Raw genomic sequence first — 20,704 nt, 5'->3', positions numbered from 1 at the left:
TTGGATTAGCATTCTAAACCGGTACGGTATGAGGTATGACGGTGAAGCTGGAGCGTCCCGACGTGCGGGCGCACGTGCTGCGGGCGGCGCTGCTGGCGATCGACGAGGTGGGTCCCGATCGGCTGCGCGTGCGCGACATCGCGGAACGGGCCGGCATGAGCAGCGGTCATGTCATGTACTACTTCGGCAAGCGCGACCGGATCCTCGTCTCGACGCTGCTGCTCAGCGAGGACGAGCTGGCCGAGCGCCGGACCGCCGAGCTCGCGACCGTCGCCGACCCGCGCGAGGCGGTCGGCCGCCTGGTGGAGATGTATCTGCCCGCCGGCGCGGGCGACGTCCGCTGGCGGCTGTGGGCCCAGATCGTCGCCCGCCCGCCGCAGGACGAGGAGACGCTGGCCAGGATCGCCGGGTTCACCGGCGCCTGGGCGCGCGAGCTGGCCCGCATCGTGGTCCGGGGGGTGGGGGAGGGGCTGTTCCGGCCGGTGGACGACCCGGAGGACCACGCGATGCGGATGTGCCGGATCATGGACAGCCTCGCGAGCGACGTGCTGCTCGGGCTGCCCGGCTGCGATGCCGGGTGGGCTCACGAGCAGGCGATGCGGGCGATCCGGAGAGAGCTGCTGCCCTGACCGCCTCGAATCGCTCTGCTGCGGACGGGTTCCGCCCGGGGAGCGGGTGTGGCGCGCTCGGTCCTGACCGCGTCCGTACGCGGACGGGCCTGAGGCATTCGTTGGTATTGATCAACTAGTTCGCACCGGCGAGCCGCGATACCGTTCCCTCCGTGATTCAGAACGATGGGGCCGAAGGAACCGAACGGACAGCGGCCGAGACGGTTCGCACCGGCCGGCGGGAAGGCCCCTCCCGCGTGACCCTGCGTCCGATCGCCGACCACGACCAGGAGGAGTTCATCGGACTGGTCCGGGCCAGCGCCGACCTGCACCACCCGTGGATGTCCCTGCCCACCACGCCGCAGGCGTTCCAGACCTATCTCCGGACCTTCGACGACCCGCTGTCCGCCGAAGGCCTGCTGGTCTGCGTGCGGGATACCGGCGCCATCGCGGGCAATATCAACATCAACAGCATCATCCGCGGACGCTTCCAGAATGGCTCCCTCGGCTACGCGGCCTTCGCTCCCACCGCCGGCCAGGGATACATGTCCGAAGGCCTCGGCCTCGTGCTGCGCCACGCCTTCGAGGAACTGCGGCTCCACCGGCTGGAAGCCCAGATCCAGCCCGGCAACCACGCCTCCCTGAAGCTGGTCCGGCGCCACGGTTTCCGCTACGAGGGCTGCTCACCTGACCTGCTGTTCATCGACGGCGCCTGGCGGGATCACGAACGGTGGGCCATCACCAACACCATGTTCGGCGAGGTTCCCGGCGACCCGCATCCGACCCAGCCCGCCCACTGAGGTTTTCCGGAAGGGGCCGCGGCGACGAGCGGATGCCACCGGATCATCAGGGCCGTGTCCGTGAGGCATCCGTCGCCCGCGACGATGAGAGTCGCCACGAATCCGCAGGGAGCTCACCGTTCCCAGCGGGATCGGTGGCGACCGGTCAGGAAGCGCGCCGCTTCGATGCGGGGATGAGCTTGCGCAGCACGTCGGGCTTGTTGGTGATGATGCCGTCCACCCCGTAGGAGATCAGGCGGCGCATGGTGTCCGGACTGTCCACGGTCCAGGCGAAGACCTCCATGCGAAGGGCATGGACGCGCTTGACGTACTCCGAGGTGAGAGCGTTGTACGGCGGGTTGATGTGGTCGGCGAACTCCGCCAGTTCCGGGAGCTCCGCGGTCGCCGGCGTGCCGAGCAGGCCGATCGGGACCTGGGGCAGGTCCTTGTGGAAGGTCCGCATCGAGTCCCGGTCGAACGACTGCACGGTGACGCGGTCGGAGCTCAGCCACGAGGGGTTGTCGCGTAGCTCGTCGGCGACGCGGGCCTCGATGCCCCGGTAGAGCTCCGGCGCCTTGATCTCCAGGAGGAGGCCGAGCCGGCTCCCGCTCATCGCGTGCAGCGTCTCACCGAGGGTGGGCACCGGCTCACCCTTGTATTTCGAGGCGGACCACGAGCCCGCGTCCAGCTTCCGGATCTCCGCCAGGGTGAGGTCGCCGACCCTCCAGGGGGCCCGGTCGGGAAAGACCCCTTCGACGTTGGTGGTGCGGGCCAGCGTCGTGTCGTGCATCAGGACCAGTTGGTGGTCCTTCGTCTCCTGGACGTCCAGCTCGAACACGTCGGCGTGCTGCGCCTGCGCCAGTTCGAAGGCGGCGATGGTGTTCTCCGGCGCGTACGCGGAGGCCCCGCGATGGGCGACATTGGCGACCGTCGTCGGTGGTGCGGCGACCGCCGTGGAGACGGATGCCGCCAGGGTCGCCAGGATGGTCGTGATGATGAGGCCGAGCCGTCGGAACATGGGTCTCCTCGAACGTGGGGAGAAGGTCCTGTGCCTCGAACTTGACAGCCGCTCATGACGACGAGTTGCTATAAGAGTAGCTCGCTGATGTCAGGTAGATGAGCAATCGCCCCGCGCGTCGCCGATCCTGTCTCGCGGTGAAGGGCACCGCCGGCGTGACGAGTCCCGGGAGCGGATCCGCCCCTTCGCCGCCGCCGTGTTTCGCGGGTGGGGCTCGCCCCGCCGCGCCGGACTCATCTGACGCGCAGCGCCTCCAGGATCCGTGACAGGGCTGCCCGGGCATCGGTCAGATCTTCGGGGTTCGCCGAGCCCGCCAGCCACAGGGCCGCCTCGTTCATCGCGCCCGACAGCAGGTGGGTCAGTGGCGCGACCGGCTGCGGGGCGATCATTCCTCCCTCGATCAGGGCGGTGAGCGCCTCGGCCAGGTGACGGGCCGAGGCGGCCTCGTCCAGCGCGCGCCATTCGTTCCAGCCCAGCACCGAGGGGCCGTCGACGAGCATGATCCGCTGGACGTCCGGATCGGTGCCGGCGGTGAGGAACGCCTGGCATCCGGCGGTGAACTGCGTCCACGGATCGTCGTGGGCCTCGGCGGTCGCGGCCACCGTCCGGGCGACCTGCTGCTGCACCTCTTCCAGGACGGCGCGGAACAGGGCGGCCTTGCTGTCGAAGTGGTGGTAGAGCGCGCCCTTGGTGACCCCGGCGGCACGGACGATCTCCGACAGGCCCACCGCGCCGTAGCCCTGGGTCGCGAACAGGCGTCTGCTCTCGCGCAGGAGGGTCCGCCTGGTCTGCTCTCTCTGCCGTGCCCTGCCGTCGTTCGGCATCGCACTCCCGTCCGTTGACATACCGGTGGTACGTCAATATATTACCTTCACATACCGACGGTATGTGAAGGAGTTCGCATGAAACTGACCAGCTTCTATCCGGTGATCTGCACCTCAAGGCTCCGGGAGTCCCGCGATTTCTACACCGGGCTGCTGGGGTTCGAGCCGACGTTCGAGGCCGACTGGTACGTGAGCCTGCGGCGGCCGGGGCCGCTGCCGTACGAGCTCGCCCTGCTCGACCACGACCACCCGACGCTGCCCGAGGCCTATCGCGTTCCCGTCCGGGGACTGCTGCTCAACGTCGAGGTGGAGGACGTGGACGCGGAGTGGGAACGACTCGTCGTCCGCGAAGGGCTGCGGGCCGAGCTGGAGCTACGCAGCGAGGACTTCGGGCAGCGGCATTTCATCGTGGCCGATCCCAACGGGGTCCTGATCGACGTGATCACGCCCATCGCGCCCGCCGCGGCGTACGCCGACCAGTACGTCAATCCATGACGCCGGCAGGATCACTCCGTTCAGGGAGCGACCCGTAGGACGAGCTTGCCCTTGGTACGGCCCGCGGCGATCCGCTCGTGAGCCTCGGCGGCCTTCTCCAGCGGGAGCACCTCCTCGACCCCGATGGCGATCTTCCCGTCGTCGACGAGCCGGGCGATGCGGGTCAGCGCGGCGCCGTCGGGCTCCACCAGGAACGCCTGGGCGCGAAGGCCCCGCGCCTCGGCGTCGCGCAGCAGGTCGGGGGAGAAGCCGGAGGGCACCGCGACGAGCAGCCCGCCGGGGCGGAGGACGTCGAGGGAGCGGGTGCTCGTCGCGTCGTGGCCGTCGCCGACCAGGTCGAGGACCACGTCCACGTCGCTCACCGCGTCCTCGAAGCGGGTGGCGGTGTAGTCGATGAGCTCGTCGGCCCCCAGCTCGCGCAGCCAAGCGTGCTTGGCGGCGCGGGCGGTGCCGATCACATACGCGCCGAGGTGCTTGGCCACCTGGACGGCGAAGTGCCCGACGCCGCCCGCGGCGGCGTGGATGAGGACGCGCTGGCCTGGCTGGACGTCCGCGGCGTCCAGCAGGCTCTGCCACGCGGTCAGTACGGCCAGCGGCATGGCGGCGGCCTCGTCGTGTCCCAGGGAACGCGGCTTATGGGCGAACTGCCGGGAGGGGGCGGTCACGAACTCGGCGTAGGCCCCGGCCTGGCGGGGGAACCACGGCATGCCGTACACCTCGTCTCCCACCTGCAGGGTGTTCACGCCGAAGCCGATCTGCTCGACGACGCCGGAGACGTCCCAGCCGAGGATGAAGGGCGGATCCCCCAGGACCCCGGCCATGCCGCCGCCCGACCTGGTCTTGACGTCCACCGGGTTCACCCCCGCGGAGACGACCCGCACCAGCACCTCGGTCGGCAGCGGTTCCGGCCGCTCGACCTGGACGGCGTGCAGCACCTCCGGCCCGCCGAAGGTGTCCTGGCTGATCGCACGCATGAGGGTCACGAGATCTCTCCTTGCTGAATGCCGCCCGTCGCGGGCGACGGCACTATCTTCCACCATCCGGTGGAAGGCGGATCTCGGTGGCTCGACTCCCGGGGAGTCTCTTTCCCTTCAGATCTCCCTCCAACGGCGATCTGGAAAGCCGTTTCCGCGTGGGAAAGCCGCATCAAAAAGCGCTTGATCCGGTTTTTTCCGTCTCGATGTCCGAGGGTGTCCCGGCGTAGTGATGCCCGGCCGGGCGGTCAGGCCCACGGGCGGCTCGGCCGGGCTGGGGCGGTCAGCTGATGCCGAGTCGTCCGCCGGCTACTTCCAGGACGACTCCGGTGATGTAGCTGGCGCGGCGGGAGGCCAGGAAGATGACCGCCTCGGCCACCTCCTCGGGCTCGGCGATGCGGCGCATGGCGGTGGTCTCGGCGACGGCCTTGAGGGTGGCGGCGTCCATCTCGTCGGTGCCCGGGGTGTGGATGGGGCCCGGTGCCACCGCGTTGACGCGGAGGCCCCTGCCGGCGTATTCGGCCGCCCAGACCTCGGTCAGTTGTTCCAGGGCGGCCTTGGACGCGGAGTACATGCCGGTGCCCTTGGTCGTGACGGCGGCGGCGAGGGTGCTGATGTTGACGATGGATCCGTGCCCGCGCTCGGCCATGCCGGGGGCCAGCGAGCGGACCAGCAGGTAGGGGGCCTTGGCGTTGAGGTTCATGTGCAGGTCGAACAGCTCGTCTGTCATCTCCGACGTGGGCAGGAACTTGTAGATGCCGGCGTTGTTGATCAGGACGTCGACCTCGCCCGCCTCCTTGGCCAGGCGCAGCACGTCGTCGGTGCTGGTGAGGTCTGCCTGGACGAAGCGGGCCGTCCCGCCGGCGGCCTCGATTTGTGCGACGACCTCCAGGCCGCGGCGGGCATCGCGACCGTGCACGACGACCTCGGCTCCCTCCTGTGCCAGCTGGATGGCCACGGCCCGGCCGATGCCGGCGGTGGCGCCGGTGACGAGGGCGGTGAGTCCGGACATTTCCATGTCGTTTCCTATCGGAAGTGAGTCGAGTGCGGCTCGGCTCAAGCGTTGATGTCCCTTCATGTCCGGCCGCGAGGGCTGGGCTGGGGCCGGTGAGCGCCGGAGCGGCGTCACCACTCAGAACTCAACCTACTCCTTCCATGAAGGGTACGCAATCAATGAAGGTTCCTTCATTGATCACAATGGCTGTATCGATGATGGAATTGAGCGCGCAAACCGCCATGTCGGCGCGCTCCAAGGTGATCGCGGCCCGTGGCGATTCGCGTGGGCGCTGGGTGATCGAAGGTGGCCTTCATGATTGAAGGGTCCTAAATTGATGTAGTGGTATACTGGATCGCAGGAAGCGACGTAAGGCAGGTGGGCGGCAGCATGGCTACCAACTCGGACACTCCGGCCCCGCGCTTGGTGCAGCCCGGCCGGCCGCAGGAGGCGACGCCCAGCGAATCGCCCGGCACACTCGGCTTCCATCTCAAGCGCGCGGAGCAGTCGCTCATCGCCCGCAAGGCCGACGCGGTGCGCGCCCTGGACCTGACCGAATCCCAGTGTAAGGTCCTCGGCTATCTCGCGGGAGGCGCCGCCAAGTCCTGTACCCAGCTGTCCCGCGAAGCGCTCGTGACGTCCCAGACCATGACCGGCATCGTGAAGAACCTCGAGGCCAAGGGCCTGGTCGATCGCCACGCCTCTCCCGACCACGGCCGGGTCATGCTGGTCTCCCTCACCGCCGCCGGCGCCGATCGCGCCGCAGCGGCCGGCGACCTGTCCAGCAGCGTCGAAGCCGGACTGCGCGAAGCGATGACCGAAGAGGACTATGCCCGGCTGATCAACCTGCTGGACCGCGTCGCGGAGGTCGCCCCCAAGCTCGCCGTCGACGGTTAACCCTTCGGGAATCACGAACTCGCGGGGTGCCATGGCCGAGTCGGCCCGGGCTCGGAGCGGGGCCGTTGAACCGAGCCGGCTCGGACCTCGGTTCGGGAGCCGCCGGACGGGGTGGGACCCTGGTGCGATGAGTGAGTCGAGGAGCCGCTGGGCGGACATCGCGGGGGACGACGCCGGGGAGCGGTACGCCGCGCGGTTCGCCAAGCTCGCCGAGTCGGGAGCGGACATGCACGGCGAGGCGCGGCTGTGCGCGGAGCTGCTGCCCCCGGGTGCGCGGGTCCTGGACGCCGGATGCGGCACCGGGCGGGTGGCGATCCGGCTGGCCGAGCTGGGATACGACTGCGTGGGCGTCGATCTCGACGATTCCATGCTCGAGGTCGCCAGGCGGGCCGCGCCGGAGCTGACCTGGATCCTGGCCGACCTGAGCGACCCGGCCGATCTCGGCTCGGTGGGCGCCGGGTCCTTCGACATGGTCGTCGCCGCGGGCAACGTCATCCCCCTGCTCGCTCAGGGGACCGAGGCGCGGGCCGTCGCCGGGCTCGCGGTGCGGCTGCGACCAGGGGGGCTGCTGGTGAGTGGGTTCGGGCTGGACGCCGCGCACCTCCCGCTCGCCTCCGCCACGGTCACGCTCGCCGATTACGACGCCTGGTGCGCGGCGTCTGGGCTGGCTCTGGAACAGCGCCTGGCGACCTGGGACGGAGCCGCCTACGACGGCGGGGGATACGCGGTCAGCGTTCATCGCCGTACCCCGGGCGGATGAGCCATCGGAGAGTAGTAACTTCATCCCATGCGACTGGGCGTTCTCGACATAGGTTCAAACACGGTTCATCTGCTGGTGATGGACGCGCATCGTGGGGCTCGGCCGCTGCCAGCGTACTCCCACAAGGTGGACCTGAGGCTCGCCGAGCACATGGAGGATGGCAACCGTCTCTCCGAGCGGGGGGCGGCGCGGTTGCGGGAGTTCGTCGAGGAGGCTCTGCGGATCGCCGAGGACAAGGGCGTCGAGGACCTCATGGCCTTCGCGACCTCTGCGGTCCGGGAGGCCGTCAACGGCGAGGAGGTGCTCGCGCGGGTCAAGGCCGACACGCAGGTGGACATCCAGGTCCTGTCGGGTCAGGACGAGGCGAGGCTGACGTTCCTGGCCGTGCGGCGGTGGTTCGGGTGGTCGTCCGGCCGGTTGCTGGTGCTGGACATCGGCGGGGGGTCGCTGGAGATCGCCTCGGGGATGGACGAGCAGCCCGACGTGGCGGTGTCGCTGCCGTTGGGAGCGGGCCGCCTCACCCGTGACTGCTTCAGCGCCGATCCGCCTCCGGCCGACGAGGCGCGGGCGCTGCGCAGGCACGTGCGGGCGGAGATCGCCCGCTCGGTGGGAAACGTGGCACGGTACGGCCAGGCCGATCACGCGGTGGCGACGTCGAAGACGTTCAGGCAGCTCGCGCGGATCGCCGGGGCCGCCCCCTCGCATGAGGGACCGTACGTCCGCCGGGTGCTCAGGCACGCCGACCTGGTCGGATGGACCGATCGGCTGGCCAAGATGGGCGTGCGGGAGCGGGCGGCGCTGCCGGGGGTCTCGGAGGGGCGGGCGCCGCAGCTGCCGGCCGGGGCGATAGTCGCGGACGCCACGATGGACCTGTTCGGGGTCACGCAGCTGGAGGTGTGCCCGTGGGCGCTGCGGGAGGGCGTCATCCTGCGGCGGCTGGACGCGATGCCCGAGAACTGACGGACGTTCGGGAGCGGGCCGAGGTCCGGGGACCGGGCGGTGCCCGGGAGCGGCCGAAGTCCAGGAGCCGGGCGCCCGAGAGCGGGCGGGTATCCATCCCCGATGACCCTGTCTGAAATATGGCTTATGTCAGAAAAAGGGCTAATATTTGGTAGTGGGGAGAGGCTTCGGAGTCGAGCGATGCCCCGGGATTGGCCGGGGGCCGGGAACCGGGCGATGGCCTCGACCTGAGGTTTACCTGCCCATCACGCGGTAAGAGCGCATTGGTATGAATAGCGCTCAGGTGGAAGGCGCCGCGCGCAGAGCGGCGAACAGTCAGACATTGGACAGGCTGGCCCGGCTCGGTATGGCCTGCCGTGGCGTCCTGTACGGGCTGATCGGATTCCTGGCCCTGCAGATCGCCTTCGGCGGCGGGAGCGGTGGCAAGGAGGCCGACAAGACCGGGGCACTCGAGACGGTGGCCGAGCAGCCGTTCGGCACCGTACTGCTCTGGCTGATGGTGGTCGGTTTCATCGCGCTGACCCTCTGGCAGCTGTCGGAAGCGATCATCGGCCGGGGCCGGACCAAGGACCGGGTCGAGGCGGGGTCGCGCGCGGTGGTCTACGGGGTGATCGTCGCGACGTTGCTCGGCCTGCTGCTGCGGGGTGACGCGGGAGCCTCGACCGACGAGAGCTCCAAGGACATCACCGGCAAGCTCATGGACCTGCCCGCCGGGCAGTTCCTCGTGGGCCTGATCGGGCTGGGACTGATCGCCCTGGGCGCCTACTGGATTCACAAGGGCTGGAAGAAGAAGTTCCTCCAGGACCTGCGCACCGGTGAGATGCCCCCGAAGGCGCTTCAGCTCGCCGAGAAGCTGGGCATGGCGGGTTACCTCGCCCGCGGTGTGATCGCCGCGGTCGCCGGCGTCTTCATCGTCCAGGCGGCGATCACCTACGACCCCGACAAGGCCAAGGGCATCGACTCGACGCTGCGCTCGCTGGCCGAGACCTCGGCCGGTCCGTGGCTGCTCGGGATCGTCGCGATCTGCCTGCTGCTGTTCGCGGTCTACTGTTTCTTCGAGGCTCGCTGGCACCGGGTGTGACAGGTGCGACCGCACGGGGCGACAGATGCGAGCACGCAGGTGAAAGCCCTTCTGGCAAGCTCGACCTGTCTATCTGGTAAGTGATCGAACTCCTACTTTTCCGAGACATCGACCCTCTCGAGCCCCGCGTCTTCCAAAGGCGTGAACAGTATCGGAGGGGTCGTATGGACACGTCGGAGTATGACGGAAGCGAATGGGTTCTCCGCCTCGCGGGTTCCCCGGACCAGGTGGCGAGAGCTCGTCGCCTGGTCTCGATGTCTCTGGGGCGCGATCATCCCCTTCACGACGACTGCGTCCTGCTCACCAGCGAGATCGCCACGAACGCGGTGATCCACTCCCGGTCGGGAGACGGCGGGGTGTTCACCGTCACGGTCTCCTACTCGGCGGAGGGTGTGCGGGTCTGCGTCCAGGACGAGGGCTCGTCGGAGGCCCCCTGCGTGTGTCACGCGTCGGCCGACGCGACGGGAGGCCGCGGCCTGCCCCTGCTGGAGGCGCTGGCGCACCGCTGGGGCCTGATCAGGGAGGCCGGCTCCAACAAGGTCTGGTTCGAGCTGGTGCTGGAGCTGGCCACCGTACGCAAGGGCACGCTGGCCGGTGTCGGCTGAACCCGGCCCGGCGGACCGCTGTGGACCGCTGCGGACCACGGCCGGCTCGGTTTCAGCCGGACCCGGGCCGACCGGACCCCGATACACCGCTCCCGCCGGGCGGACCGGGCCTCAGATGAGCAGCCGGCACAGACCCTCGGCGAGGGCCTTGGTGGTGAGCCGGGTCCGGCTCTCGCAGCCGAGCTTGGCGAAGATGTGCTCCAGGTGGGTGGTGACCGTACGGATGCTCAGCACCAGCGCCGCCGCGATCTGCGGGTTGGAGTCGCCGAGCGCGACGTGGGTGATCACATCGACCTCCCTGGCGGTCAGCTCGTACGGCAGGGCGCACGGGCGTTCGGCGATCACCGCGCCCTGGAGGGCGCCGTGCGGTCCGACGCCGGCGCGCAGCAACCGCACCTCATGCCACCGCCCGGTCCCGTCCTGCCAGAGCCCGCGCCGGTTGAGCTCGCGGGAGTCGATGAACTCCCTGGCGAGCTCCGCCATGGCGGGCTCGGCGGCGACGGTCTCCGAGGACGGGGTGTCGGCGACGTCCCTGCGGGTGCCGCCGCGGTCGAAGGCCACGGCGTGGAAGCCCGGCGGCAGGCCGACGGGGTCGATCACGCAGCGGCTCAGGTCGGTGACGTGGGCCAGGGTGGGGGAGACGGCGCTGATCAGCGTTCCGGCCTGGCCCAGGAAGGCCGAGGGGTCGCGGGCGTTCAGATGGAGCAGCCCGGTGTAGCGGCCCTCGGTCAGGAACAGGGGAGTGGTCAGTCCGGCGCGCCAGCCGTACGGCTCGAGGTGGCGCCGGAAGTAGCGCTCGGTGCCCGGGGCGCCCATGACCAGCGGCGTCCGCGTGTCCATCGCCCGGCGATAGGGATCGAGCCGGACATACTCCTCGGCGGCGTCGCCGTCGACCCGCGCGTAGCCGTCCGAGACCAGGCTGCGGTGCCTCCCGGTCGCCGGGTCGTAGGCGACGAACTCGTAGGCCTCCAGCGCGACGATCTCGCGTAGCGCGCGCATCGCGCCGGGCACGCCGCTGCGTCCGGCGACCTGAAAACCCACCTCGGTGAACGCGTGGAGGTGGCGCGGGCTCAGGGTGATCTGGTCCATGGTCTCCTCCATGCCCAGAGTGCCGTATGCCCCCCGGCGGAGGGAATACGTAAACTCTCCGATGTCACGGCTTGTCAGCCTCTTTACCCTCTCCGGCAACACCCCCCGGGAGGAACACGTGACGGTCTTGACGAGAATACGAGGATTCGCCGTCCTCCTGGCGACGGCGCTCGCGGTGAGCGCGTGTGGCGGGTCGGAGCCGCCGGCGGCCGGCGGCGGGCAGCCGGGCGCCAAGGAGTTCTCGGTCGCGCTGACCGAACCGGACCACCTGACCCCCGGCAACACCTCCAGCAGCTACTCGATCACCGTCCTGCAGGCGCTGTTCGACCTGCCGGTCGTCATCGACGCGAAGGGGCAGCCGCAGATGCGAGCCGCCGAGTCGGTGACCAGCGAGGACCAGAAGGTCTGGACGATCAAGATCAAGCCGGGGCAGAAGTTCCACAACGGTGAGCCGGTGACCGCCGAGAGTTTCGCCGACGCGTGGAACGCCGCGGCCTACGGTCCCAACGCGTGGACCAACAACTACTACTTCGAGAACATCGAGGGCTACGACAAGCTGAACCCGGAGGCCCCCGAGGGCTCGGAGGAGGCGCCCAAGCCGACCGTCGACAAGCTGAGCGGGCTCAAGGTCGTGGACCCCAACACCCTTCAGGTGACGCTGACCGGGCCGTTCAGCCAGTTCCCGATCACCCTGGCCTACACCGGGTTCGCCCCGATGCCCAAGGCGGCCTTCGCCGACCTGGCGGCCTACGACATCAAGCCGATCGGCAACGGACCGTTCGCCCTGGACGGCACCTGGGTGCGCAACCGGCAGATCAAGGTGAAGAAGTTCGAGGGCTACGCCGGGCCTCGCCCCGCCAAGTCCGGCTCGATCAACTTCAAGATCTATGAGAGCCGCGACACCGCCTACGTGGACCTGCGGGCCGGCAAGGTGGACCTGATCCAGACGATTCCGCCGGCCAGCGCCCCCGAGGCCAAGAAGCTGCTCGGCGACAGGTTCGTGGCCACGCCGAGCGGGACCATGGACTACCTGGGCTTCCCCGTCTTCGACAAGCGCTTCGCCAGTGCCGACCTGCGCAGGGCCATCTCGATGGCCATCGACCGGCAGGCGATCGTGGACGCGGTGTTCAACGGCGCCTTCAAGCCGATGAGCTCGCTGGTGGCGCCGCTGGTGCCGGGCTACCGGGAGGGCGCCTGCGGCGAGGCCTGCGTCTACGACGTGGCCAAGGCCAAGGCGCTGTTCGACAAGGCCGGCGGGTTCAGCGGCACGATGAACCTCTACTTCTCCAACGCCGATCCCAGCTACGAGCAGTGGATGACCGCGGTGGCCAACCAGCTCAAGGACAACCTCGGGATCGCCGACATCCAGTTCCGCAAGGTCCCGGCGGCCGACTACCTGTCGACGCTCCGCGAGCACAAGCAGGACGGGCCGTACCGCAACAACTGGGTGATGGACTACCCGAGCCCGCAGAACTACCTGCAGCCGATGTGGGGAGAGGGCAACCGGATGGGCTGGGAGAGCAAGGAGTTCAACGACCTGATCGCCCAGGCCAACTCCGCGGCCGGCATGGAGGCCAGCATCCCCCTCTACCAGCAGGCCGAGGACGTGGCGCTGCGCGAGATGCCGATGGCCCCGCTCTGGAACTGGCAGGACCAGGGCGGATACTCCGACAAGATCACCGGAGTCCAGATCGACGCCTACAGCCCGAACCTCGACCTGATCACGGTGAAGTAGTTGATCCACGAGGCACTCGCGACCCCGGAGCACACCGCTCCGGGGTCTTCCCCCGAGGCGCGACCGTGAGATACACGATCCAGCGGCTGCTCCAGGCCGTCCCGGTCTTCTTCGCCACCACGTTCCTGATCTACGCGATGGTCTTCGCGCTGCCCGGCGATCCGATCGTGGCCCTGGCGGGGGACAAGCCCCTGTCTCCCGAGCTCCTCCACACGCTCCGGGAGCGCTACCACCTCAACGACCCGCTGCTCGTCCAGTACGGCCGCTACATGCTGAACGCCGTCCAGGGCGATCTGGGGCAGACCTTCACCGGGCAGCCGGTCAGCGAGCTGCTCCAGGGACGGTGGGCGGTGACCGCACAGCTCGCCGTCACCGCCTGGATCTTCGAGCTCGTGGTCGGCATCGGCCTCGGCGTGATCGCGGGGCTGCGCCGGGGCGGGATCGCCGACACGGCGGTGCTGGCCGGGACCACGTTTGTCATCGCGGTCCCCGTCTTTGTCGTCGGCTACACCGCGCAGATCCTGCTGGGCCTGAACCTCGCGCTGTTCCCGACCGCGGGCGTGGACGAGGGGTGGCCGGTCAGCTACCTGCTGCCCGGCATGGTGCTGGGCTCGTTCGGCCTGGCCTACGTGGCACGGCTGACCCGCACCAGCCTGATCGAGAACGTGCGGGCCGACTACGTCCGTACGGCACGCGCCAAAGGACTGCGCCGAAGACGGGTGATCGGCAGGCACGCGCTGCGCAACTCGCTGATCCCGGTGGTCACCTTCCTCGGCGTGGACTTCGGCAACCTGATGGCCGGCGCGATCGTCACCGAGGGCATCTTCAACCTGCCGGGCATCGGCCAGCAGGTCTTCCAGTCCATCCAGCTCCAGGAGGGTCCCGTCGTCGTCGGCATCGTCACCATGCTTGTGATGATCTTCATCGTGGTCAACCTGCTCGTCGACCTCCTGTACGGCGTGCTCGACCCGAGGATCCGCCGTGCTTGAGGCCCAGATCGCGGAGACGGGGGCGGACCGGATGAAGCCGGGGTCGCTCTGGTACGACGCCTGGCTGGAACTGCGCGGCCGGGTGATCTTCTGGCTCTCGGCGGTGATCCTCGTGGTCGCCGTCGTGATGGCAGCCTTTCCCGGCCTGTTCACCGGGCTCGGCCCGTACGAGAGGTGCAACCTGCGGCTGTTCAGGAAGGGACCGGACGGCGTCGCGGTGTTCGGCTACGACACCCAAGGCTGCGAGTACTGGTCGCAGATCGTGCACGGCACCCGCGCCTCCGTCATGATCGGCATCGCGGTGACGGTCTTCGCGCTGCTCATCTCGATCGTGCTCGGCCTGCTCGCCGGTTACTATGGCGGCTGGCTGGACGCGGTCATCTCCCGGCTCACCGACGTGTTCTTCGGCATCCCCTTCGTCCTGGGCGCGACCGTGATCCTGATCGCCTTCCCCCGGCACGGCATCTGGGCGATGACCCTGGCACTGGTCGTGCTGGGCTGGACCACGATGACCCGTCTCATGCGCGCCCAGGTGATCGCGGTCCGCGACATGGACTTCGTGGCCGCCGCCCGGATGCTCGGCGCGAATGATCGGCGGATCATGTTCAAGCACATCCTGCCCAACGCGATCGCCCCGGTCTTCGTGGTGGCCATGCTCAACGTGGGCAACGTCATCGCCGGCGAGGCCACCCTTGACTACCTGGGCGTGGGCCTGCAGTATCCCGACGTCTCCTGGGGCCTGCAGCTCAACGTCGCCCAGTCCTACTTCGCCGAGAACCCCCACCTGCTCGTCTTCCCGTCGCTGTTCCTCACCGCGACGGTGCTCAGCTTCCTGCTGCTGGGCGACGTCGTCCGTGACGCCCTGGACCCCAAACTCCGCTGACCTCGCTTCTCGCCGCCGAACGGACGGCGATCCCATCGCCGTGACGGTCACGTGCCCGTAGGCGTGACCGCCCGTACGGGCTGCCGCCGCAATACGCCCGCATCATGACGCACAGCGGCAGGCAGTCCGGGAGGGGCGCACGGTCACGGCGACGGGTGCGGGAGGGCCGGCGACCCGAAGCCCGCCGGTCGCGGGGAGAGCGTCGCGACCCCTCGCCTCCTGGCCAGGATCACCACCGCGATCCCGAAGACGCCGAGCTGCACCACCGTGCCGGACAGGCCCTGCCAGGGTACGGACCCCTGCTTCAGCGCCTCCTCCAGCGTTCCGTCGGCGCCGCTGAGACCGAAGGCCAGCACGTTGTTGACCAGGTGCAGGGCGATGGCGGCCTCCAGGCCGCCGGTGCGCACGACCAGCCAGCCCATCAGCACGGCGAAGGTGAAGACGTCCACGATGCCCCAGTCGACATACGCGTGCATCGCGGTGAACACGGTCGCGCCCAGCAGGATGCCGGGCCAGGGGTTGGCGAAGAACGCGCCGAAGGCCTGGATCAGCCAACCCCGGAAGATGTATTCCTCGGCGGCGGCCTGGAAGGGCACCAGCAGCAGGGTGACGATCAGAGTCGGCAGGAAACGGCTCCAGCCCACCCAGCCGAACAGCTGATCGAGGTCCTCCCCGGTGGCGGCGTAGGTGGCGACGAGCGCGGCCTGGCCCAGCGCCGCGGCGCCGACCGCCACTCCCGTGCACAGCGCCATCCAGCGCCATCGCAGGCGCCCGAGGACCGAGGAGAGCGTGCCCGGCGGGCGCCGCTGGATCCATACCGCCACGCCGTACACCGCCGGTATCACGGCGGCGAGCGAGAGCAGGTTGATCGTCAGATCGAGCAGCGAGCCGCTCGTCTTGGCGCCCGCGATCCAACCGATCAGGCTACCGCCGATGACGATCGCGGCCCCGATCACGACGAACCCCACGGCGACCAGAACCGTGCCCAGCACGGGCCGCCACCAGGCGTGCAGGGGTGTGCGGGCCAGCCGGTCGTAACGGCTGCCGGGCGGAGCCGACACGATCCACGCCGTGGGCCGCGGCGAGGGGAGGTAGTGCTGAGGCGGGCCGACCGGCTGGTGGGGCGTCCCCGCGGGCTGGAAGTCCTGTGGGTCATGCATGGGCTTCATTCTGTTCCAGGTCCGGTGTCGGCGTGACAGGGTTCTCGGATGGCCGACGGGGCTTCCGTCTTGCCTTCGCCACCCTCTGCCGGCGATAACGTGCCGATCAGCCCCGCCCCGCAGATCACCGTGTACGGAGAGAACACCTCCGCCGACGGCCTGCCGAGACCCTGGAGGCAACGGGAACGCCCTGTGGACGCGGGCTCCTTCGCTGTGCGTGGTGGGTCATGAAACCTCGTCCTCGATCACCCGGCGGGGCAGCCGTGATACGACTCGACGAGCCATCGGCCGCCGTGTCGTGCGAGTGCCCAGGTCGCCCACTCCCACCGATCGGACGGAGGTTCGGCCTCGCCCGGGAAGGCGGTGGCGCTGCGGGTGACCACGACGGCCACGTCCTCGGCCAGGAACCGTACGCTTTGCGGCGTGTGGATGCGCCGTGAGCCCTTCAGCGGCCCGGCGAAGGCCTCGCCCATGCTCGTCCGGATCTCGGCTCTGCCCCGCAGGTGGACTCCGGGCAGGATCACCGTGGCGTCCTCGGCGTAGCGGTCGGCGAACGCGCCGCCGTCACCGTCGCTCCACGCGCTCGATGTCGCGTCGAACAAGGCGAGTACGGCACGCTCCCCGTCGTGCGCCGATGAGGCGCCGCCCGGCGCCGCTGGTTCGTGAAGATCTGAACTCATCTCATCCTCCAAAGATCATTGGGTTGCCGTGCAACCGCCTCGGTGATCAACGCGGCACTCGTGCCGTTCTGGACAGCAGCCACGCGGTCAGCGGGCCAATGATCGATCCGCTGTGCCCCCTCATCCGGGCGAGAAGATCATGGCTGCCACCGGCCCGCGCCGTTGGCGGCCGTCTACAGGTACAGAGGCGCCGGACGGCGAAAACTCATCGGTCCTCCAGCCCACAGGTGTCAACCGCAGGCGCTGCGGGCCGGCGAGGACAGGTGCTGGGCCGTCAGGCCGACTCCCTGATCACCAGGGTGGGCTCGAAGATCCGTGAGGTCACCGGGTGGTCGGGCTGCTCGATGTGGGCCAGCAGCAGCCGTCCCATCTCGGCGGCCATGTCCTCGACGGGGTGGCGGACGGTGGTGAGCGGCGGGCGGCAGGCCAGCGCCGCGCTGCTGTCGTCGAAGCCCACCACGGCCACGTCGTCGGGCACGCGGCGTCCGTGCTGGCGCAGTACCAGCAGGGCGCCCTGGGCCATCAGGTCGTTGGCCGCGAAGACGCCGTCGAGGTCGGGGTGCTCGGCGAGCAGCCGTTCCATCGCCACCTCGCCGCTGGGAAGGGTGAAGTTGCCCTCGGCGCTGGGAAGGTAGGGATGGCCGTGGACGGCCATCGCGTCCTGGAATCCCGCGAGGCGGCTCCGGCTGGCGGGCACGTCGAGCGGACCGGAGATGGTCGCCAGCCGACGGCGGCCGCGGGCCACGAGGTGGTCGGCGGCCAGCTTGCCCCCGGTCCGGTGCGCCACGTCGACGTAGGTGATCGGGATCGGCCGGACCGGTCTGGCGAAGAGCACGGCGGGCAGCGAGGCGTCGGCGAGCAGTTGGGGCAGCGTGTCCTCGGTGCTGATGGAGACCAGGATGGCCCCGTCGGCGTTGCCCCGGCGCAGGTAGGCGATGACCTGGTCGCGGGTCTCCGGGGTGTCGGCGAACATCAGGGTCGGATAGATGCCCAGCGGGCGCAGGAAGCCGACGACGCCCCCGACCACGCGCCCGAAGAACGGATCGGCGAAGACCTGATGGGGAAACAGGTTCTCCTCGCCGCCGGCTCCGGAGACGATCAGGGCGATCGACCCCGCCCGCCGGGTGACCAGTGAACGCGCGGCCTGGTTGGGAACGTAGCCGGTAAGGATGATCGCCTGCTGCACCCGCTCCTGGATCGCGAGATCGACGTTGCGAATTCCGTTGATCACGCGGGAGACCGTGGCGCGGGAGACCCCCGCCGTACACGCCACGTCCTCCAGGGTGGGGGGTCCCGGCACTCGGGGGAGGGGGAGGCCTTCGCTCATGGAGCCTTCAGTAGCATGGGAGAGCGCTCTCCGACCAGCTCGGGCCGCGACCCCTCCGGACCGAGGAGCGCCGTGCCGCGGAGCGGCAGGTCGGCGACCGAGCGTCCGGCGAGCACCGTGAAGGCGCCCTCCTCGGCCCGCCAGGTGCGGTGGCCGGCCGACCAGTGCTGGAAGGCCCGCGCGGGGAGGTCCACCGTGACGTCGACGACCTCGCCGGGACCCGCGTCAACCGTGGCGTAGCCGGCCAGCCAGCGCGCGGGACGGGCCACGCCGGTCTCCGGCCGGGACAGATACACCTGGACGACCTCGCGCCCGGCCCGCTCGCCGGTGTTGCGCAGCCGTACCCGGACGGAGAACGGTTCGCCGGGGACGGCGTCCGGGGGAACGGAGAGGCTCTCGTACGACCAGGACGTGTAGCCGAGCCCGTGCCCGAACCAGTACGCGGGCGGCGTGGGCTGCCGCAGCCAGGCACGGTAACCGATGTCCGGACCCTCGGCGTAGGCGAGCGTCCCGTCCTCGGGGACGGTGGAGACGAGGGCCCGGCCGGCCCAGGTGGTGGGCAGCCGGCCGCAGGGCTCGGCGTGGCCGAACAGGACGTCGGCGAGGCCGTGCCCGGCCTCCTGCCCGGGAAACCAGCTCAAAAGTACGGCCGGCACCTCCTCGCGCCACGGCAGGACCACGGGGCCGCCGGAGTTGACGACCACGACGGTGGCCGGATTGGCCGCGGCCACCGCGCGGACCAGCTCGTCCTGGCGCCCCGGCAGATTTAGGTGCGTACGGTCGACGCCCTCGCTCTCGATCTCCTCCGTGGTGCCCACCACGACGACGACGGCATCGCAGGTCCGGGCGAGCTCGACCGCGGCGGCCAGCTCCACCTCGTCATCGCGCCAGGGCGGGTCGGCGGCCAGGACGGAGGCGATTCCGCTCCCGGGGTCGAGCCGCCGCCGGGAGACGAGTTCCACGTCGCGGCCCGCGGCCATCGTGAGCCGGGCGCGCCGGTACGGCGGGGACAGGTGAACGGTGGCGGGGTCGTCGGTGTCGCGCTCGACCTCCTCGTCGATCAGGACGCGGCCGTCCGCCTCCAGGAAGACGCGGCCCCATCCGGCGACGGCCAGGTCCCAGAGGCCGTCCGCCTCCGGGCTCAGGAGCGCGCGGATCTCGACGGCGGCGGCGGAGTCGATCCGCGCCGGCTCCAGGATGCGGCCGGTCAGCCGGTGCTCGGTGTGGATCTCCGCGCCGGCGGCGTCCAGCAGCCGGACCAGGACGCCGGGTTCGCCGGTCAGCGGGTTGCGGGCGTTGCCCGTGCCCAGCGGGGTGGGCCGGTCGTCGAGATGCACGCCGGGGGAGTGGACCACCTCCGCCGTGCCGGACAGCGCGTCGCGGATGCCGTCGAGGGGGGACACCACGGAGACGGGGTACACACCCGCGCTGCCGCCGCCCTGGATCCGGGCGGTGACGGCGTTCGGCCCGAGCACGGCGACCCTGCGCAGGCGTGAGGGATCCAGGGGGAGCAGCGAGTCCTCGTTGCGCAGGAGTACGGTGCCCGCGGCGACGGCCCGGCGCAGCAGCGCACGGGCAGGGTCGTGATCTTCCCGCCCGGTGTGGGCGAGGTCCTGGCCTCCCCACTCTGCGGGGGTGGGGCCGTGGTCCCCTCGCTCGGCGGGGTCGGGGAAGGCGGCGGGGCCGTCCGCCGAGAGGCCGGGATCCAGCGCGCCGACCCTGGAGGCCAGCCGGAGCAGGCGCCGGACCTTGTCGTCGATCGCGGCCTCCGGCACATCGCCCGCGCGCACCGCGGCGACCAGCGCCTCCCCCCAGGGGCCCTGGGGGCCCGGCATCGCGAGGTCCTGCGCGGCGCGGGCCGCGGGACCGGTGGAGCGGACGCCTCCCCAGTCGGACACGACCACCCCGTCGAAGCCCCACGCCGCCTTGAGCGGGTCGGCGAGCAGGGGATTCTCCGACATCGTGGTCCCGTTCACCCCGTTGTAGGCAGACATGACGGCCCAGACTCCGGCCTCCACCGCGGCCTCGAACGGTGCCAGGTACAGCTCGCGCAGGGTCTGCTCGTCGACGCGGGCGTCGAGGGTGAGCCGTTCGGTCTCGGAGTCGTTGGCGACGTAGTGCTTGGCGGTGGCCGCCACCCCGCCCGCCTGGACGCCGCGGATGTAGGCGGCGCCGATCCGGCCGGTCAGCAGGGGATCCTCGGAGTAACACTCGAAATGGCGGCCGCCGAGTGGCGAGCGGTGCAGGTTGAGCGTCGGGGCGAGCAGGACATGAACGCCCTTGCGCCGCGCCTCGGCGGCGAGCAGCCCGCCCAGCAGTCTCACCAGGTCGTCATCCCAGGTCGCGGCCAGTGCGGTCGCCGAGGGCAGGGTCAGCGAGGGGCTCCGCTCGTCCCATCCCTGCCCGCGCACGCCGACGGGGCCGTCGGAGGTGACCATGGCCCGCAGCCCGATGTCCGGCTCGGCGTGGGTGGACCAGACGGTCGCCCCGGTGAGCAGCCGTACCTTCCGCTCCAGGTCCAGTTTCTCCACCAGACGGTCGAGCTCGTCGATGATCACATGGTTTCCCTTCGCTGGTGAAGATCACTGGTGGAGAGCGCTCTCCGACACGATCCAGCGTCACCGCCCCGACGGGCGCTGTCAATGCCGGAATTCGGCGGGACGGCCGGCGCGGAGGGATCACGTCCGGACCGGACACGAGGAGCGGAGGGAGCCCGTCACCGGACCGGCCCGCGAGCCGACGGCCGGACCGGATGCGAGAAACGGGCGATAACCACGCCGGCAGGTCTCATGGAGCTCAGGGAGCGGGCGAGAATGACGCCGGTGCGTCGCATGGGAGACCTTCCC

Annotated in this window: 21 protein-coding genes; 12 read left to right on the top strand and 9 right to left on the bottom strand. The window is 70.1% G+C overall.

Translation table 11 applies throughout. From position 1 onward, the window contains the following. Positions 1–35 precede the first annotated feature (35 nt). Together CHC08_RS09835 and CHC08_RS09830 are read left to right on the top strand one after the other, a co-directional pair. Entirely contained in the window at positions 36–629 is a 594-nt protein-coding gene (locus tag CHC08_RS09835) for a TetR/AcrR family transcriptional regulator (RefSeq protein WP_089206893.1), read from the top strand. Between the two features lie 152 nt (positions 630–781). After that, positions 782–1,408: a GNAT family N-acetyltransferase gene (locus tag CHC08_RS09830; RefSeq protein WP_245878235.1), complete on the top strand. Its 627-nt coding sequence runs from the start codon at positions 782–784 to the stop codon at positions 1,406–1,408. 145 nt (positions 1,409–1,553) lie between these two features. On the opposite strand, the gene CHC08_RS09825 is transcribed toward CHC08_RS09830, so the two are convergent. Next, positions 1,554–2,405, bottom strand: a complete 852-nt coding sequence (locus CHC08_RS09825) for a glycerophosphodiester phosphodiesterase (protein WP_089206891.1) — start codon at positions 2,403–2,405, stop codon at positions 1,554–1,556. A 233-nt stretch (positions 2,406–2,638) separates the two neighbouring features. Further along, on the bottom strand, positions 2,639–3,229 hold the full coding sequence (locus CHC08_RS09820; protein ID WP_089206890.1) for a TetR/AcrR family transcriptional regulator: 591 nt from the start codon (positions 3,227–3,229) through the stop codon (positions 2,639–2,641). Positions 3,230–3,307: 78 nt separating this feature from the next. On the opposite strand from CHC08_RS09820, the gene CHC08_RS09815 reads away from it, so the two are divergent. Continuing rightward, positions 3,308–3,724 (top strand): VOC family protein, encoded by a 417-nt coding sequence (locus CHC08_RS09815; RefSeq protein ID WP_089206889.1) that lies wholly within the window; start codon positions 3,308–3,310, stop codon positions 3,722–3,724. Between the two features lie 20 nt (positions 3,725–3,744). On the opposite strand, the gene CHC08_RS09810 is transcribed toward CHC08_RS09815, so the two are convergent. Beyond that, positions 3,745–4,698, bottom strand: a complete 954-nt coding sequence (locus tag CHC08_RS09810) for an NADP-dependent oxidoreductase (protein ID WP_089207006.1) — start codon at positions 4,696–4,698, stop codon at positions 3,745–3,747. A 283-nt stretch (positions 4,699–4,981) separates the two neighbouring features. After that, on the bottom strand, positions 4,982–5,716 hold the full coding sequence (locus tag CHC08_RS09805) for an SDR family NAD(P)-dependent oxidoreductase (RefSeq protein ID WP_218825216.1): 735 nt from the start codon (positions 5,714–5,716) through the stop codon (positions 4,982–4,984). A gap of 137 nt (positions 5,717–5,853) precedes the next feature. Between CHC08_RS09805 and CHC08_RS49405 the strand changes: the two genes are divergently transcribed. The 6 genes from CHC08_RS49405 (at position 5,854) to CHC08_RS09780 (ending at position 9,995) form a co-directional block, all read left to right on the top strand. Next, positions 5,854–6,015 (top strand): hypothetical protein, encoded by a 162-nt coding sequence (locus CHC08_RS49405; RefSeq protein ID WP_179281963.1) that lies wholly within the window; start codon positions 5,854–5,856, stop codon positions 6,013–6,015. 67 nt (positions 6,016–6,082) lie between these two features. Next, entirely contained in the window at positions 6,083–6,589 is a 507-nt protein-coding gene (locus CHC08_RS09800; protein WP_143653155.1) for a MarR family winged helix-turn-helix transcriptional regulator, read from the top strand. 127 nt (positions 6,590–6,716) lie between these two features. Further along, complete coding sequence (locus CHC08_RS09795; protein ID WP_089206887.1) at positions 6,717–7,349, top strand: class I SAM-dependent methyltransferase; 633 nt, start codon at positions 6,717–6,719, stop codon at positions 7,347–7,349. Between the two features lie 126 nt (positions 7,350–7,475). Beyond that, positions 7,476–8,309: a Ppx/GppA phosphatase family protein gene (locus CHC08_RS09790; RefSeq protein ID WP_245878234.1), complete on the top strand. Its 834-nt coding sequence runs from the start codon at positions 7,476–7,478 to the stop codon at positions 8,307–8,309. A gap of 322 nt (positions 8,310–8,631) precedes the next feature. Further along, positions 8,632–9,390 (top strand): DUF1206 domain-containing protein, encoded by a 759-nt coding sequence (locus tag CHC08_RS09785; RefSeq protein WP_245878233.1) that lies wholly within the window; start codon positions 8,632–8,634, stop codon positions 9,388–9,390. A 164-nt stretch (positions 9,391–9,554) separates the two neighbouring features. After that, complete coding sequence (locus tag CHC08_RS09780) at positions 9,555–9,995, top strand: ATP-binding protein (protein ID WP_089206884.1); 441 nt, start codon at positions 9,555–9,557, stop codon at positions 9,993–9,995. Positions 9,996–10,106: 111 nt separating this feature from the next. Here the strand turns inward: CHC08_RS09780 and CHC08_RS09775 are convergent, their stop codons facing one another. Continuing rightward, the gene (locus tag CHC08_RS09775) at positions 10,107–11,084 is read right to left on the bottom strand and encodes a helix-turn-helix transcriptional regulator (protein WP_089206883.1); all 978 of its coding nucleotides are present in this window, start codon (positions 11,082–11,084) and stop codon (positions 10,107–10,109) included. A gap of 127 nt (positions 11,085–11,211) precedes the next feature. On the opposite strand from CHC08_RS09775, the gene CHC08_RS09770 reads away from it, so the two are divergent. From CHC08_RS09770 to CHC08_RS09760, 3 genes are all read left to right on the top strand, one after another. Then, a complete protein-coding gene (locus tag CHC08_RS09770) occupies positions 11,212–12,819 on the top strand; it encodes a peptide ABC transporter substrate-binding protein (protein ID WP_179281962.1) in 1,608 nt (535 codons plus the stop codon). Positions 12,820–12,884: 65 nt separating this feature from the next. Then, positions 12,885–13,808 (top strand): ABC transporter permease, encoded by a 924-nt coding sequence (locus tag CHC08_RS09765; protein WP_089206881.1) that lies wholly within the window; start codon positions 12,885–12,887, stop codon positions 13,806–13,808. Then, entirely contained in the window at positions 13,801–14,691 is an 891-nt protein-coding gene (locus CHC08_RS09760; RefSeq protein WP_089206880.1) for an ABC transporter permease, read from the top strand. The genes CHC08_RS09765 and CHC08_RS09760 overlap by 8 nt, the downstream gene beginning before the upstream one ends. 143 nt (positions 14,692–14,834) lie before the next feature. On the opposite strand, the gene CHC08_RS09755 is transcribed toward CHC08_RS09760, so the two are convergent. The 4 genes from CHC08_RS09755 to CHC08_RS09740 form a co-directional block, all read right to left on the bottom strand. Beyond that, a complete protein-coding gene (locus CHC08_RS09755) occupies positions 14,835–15,851 on the bottom strand; it encodes a CPBP family intramembrane glutamic endopeptidase (protein WP_179281961.1) in 1,017 nt (338 codons plus the stop codon). Positions 15,852–16,096: 245 nt separating this feature from the next. Next, positions 16,097–16,531 carry an SgcJ/EcaC family oxidoreductase gene (locus CHC08_RS09750; protein ID WP_089206878.1) on the bottom strand — a complete coding sequence of 145 codons (435 nt, stop codon included), beginning with the start codon at positions 16,529–16,531 and terminating at the stop codon, positions 16,097–16,099. A gap of 274 nt (positions 16,532–16,805) precedes the next feature. Next, positions 16,806–17,858 (bottom strand): LacI family DNA-binding transcriptional regulator, encoded by a 1,053-nt coding sequence (locus CHC08_RS09745; RefSeq protein WP_089206877.1) that lies wholly within the window; start codon positions 17,856–17,858, stop codon positions 16,806–16,808. Further along, positions 17,855–20,416: a glycoside hydrolase family 3 C-terminal domain-containing protein gene (locus CHC08_RS09740; protein WP_089206876.1), complete on the bottom strand. Its 2,562-nt coding sequence runs from the start codon at positions 20,414–20,416 to the stop codon at positions 17,855–17,857. Before CHC08_RS09740 ends, CHC08_RS09745 begins: the two co-directional genes overlap by 4 nt. Positions 20,417–20,704: the final 288 nt, after the last annotated feature.

Origin of the sequence: Streptosporangium subroseum (genome assembly GCF_900188345.1) — a bacterium.
GTDB classification, from domain to species: domain Bacteria; phylum Actinomycetota; class Actinomycetes; order Streptosporangiales; family Streptosporangiaceae; genus Streptosporangium; species Streptosporangium subroseum.
This window is presented reverse-complemented; position numbering and strand designations above follow the sequence as displayed.

Excerpts from the sequence above, each read along its gene's own strand:
- CHC08_RS09755 (WP_179281961.1), bottom strand. The coding sequence starts at position 15,851 with ATGCATGACCCACAGGACTTCCAGCCCGCGGGGACGCCCCACCAGCCG.
- CHC08_RS09750 (WP_089206878.1), bottom strand. The coding sequence starts at position 16,531 with ATGAGTTCAGATCTTCACGAACCAGCGGCGCCGGGCGGCGCCTCATCG.
- CHC08_RS09805 (WP_218825216.1), bottom strand. The coding sequence starts at position 5,716 with ATGGAAATGTCCGGACTCACCGCCCTCGTCACCGGCGCCACCGCCGGC.
- CHC08_RS09820 (WP_089206890.1), bottom strand. The coding sequence starts at position 3,229 with ATGCCGAACGACGGCAGGGCACGGCAGAGAGAGCAGACCAGGCGGACC.
- CHC08_RS09835 (WP_089206893.1), top strand. The coding sequence starts at position 36 with ATGACGGTGAAGCTGGAGCGTCCCGACGTGCGGGCGCACGTGCTGCGG.
- CHC08_RS09800 (WP_143653155.1), top strand. The coding sequence starts at position 6,083 with ATGGCTACCAACTCGGACACTCCGGCCCCGCGCTTGGTGCAGCCCGGC.
- CHC08_RS09775 (WP_089206883.1), bottom strand. The coding sequence starts at position 11,084 with ATGGACCAGATCACCCTGAGCCCGCGCCACCTCCACGCGTTCACCGAG.
- CHC08_RS09745 (WP_089206877.1), bottom strand. The coding sequence starts at position 17,858 with ATGAGCGAAGGCCTCCCCCTCCCCCGAGTGCCGGGACCCCCCACCCTG.
- CHC08_RS49405 (WP_179281963.1), top strand. The coding sequence starts at position 5,854 with ATGAAGGGTACGCAATCAATGAAGGTTCCTTCATTGATCACAATGGCT.
- CHC08_RS09795 (WP_089206887.1), top strand. The coding sequence starts at position 6,717 with ATGAGTGAGTCGAGGAGCCGCTGGGCGGACATCGCGGGGGACGACGCC.
- CHC08_RS09780 (WP_089206884.1), top strand. The coding sequence starts at position 9,555 with ATGGACACGTCGGAGTATGACGGAAGCGAATGGGTTCTCCGCCTCGCG.
- CHC08_RS09825 (WP_089206891.1), bottom strand. The coding sequence starts at position 2,405 with ATGTTCCGACGGCTCGGCCTCATCATCACGACCATCCTGGCGACCCTG.
- CHC08_RS09815 (WP_089206889.1), top strand. The coding sequence starts at position 3,308 with ATGAAACTGACCAGCTTCTATCCGGTGATCTGCACCTCAAGGCTCCGG.
- CHC08_RS09810 (WP_089207006.1), bottom strand. The coding sequence starts at position 4,698 with ATGCGTGCGATCAGCCAGGACACCTTCGGCGGGCCGGAGGTGCTGCAC.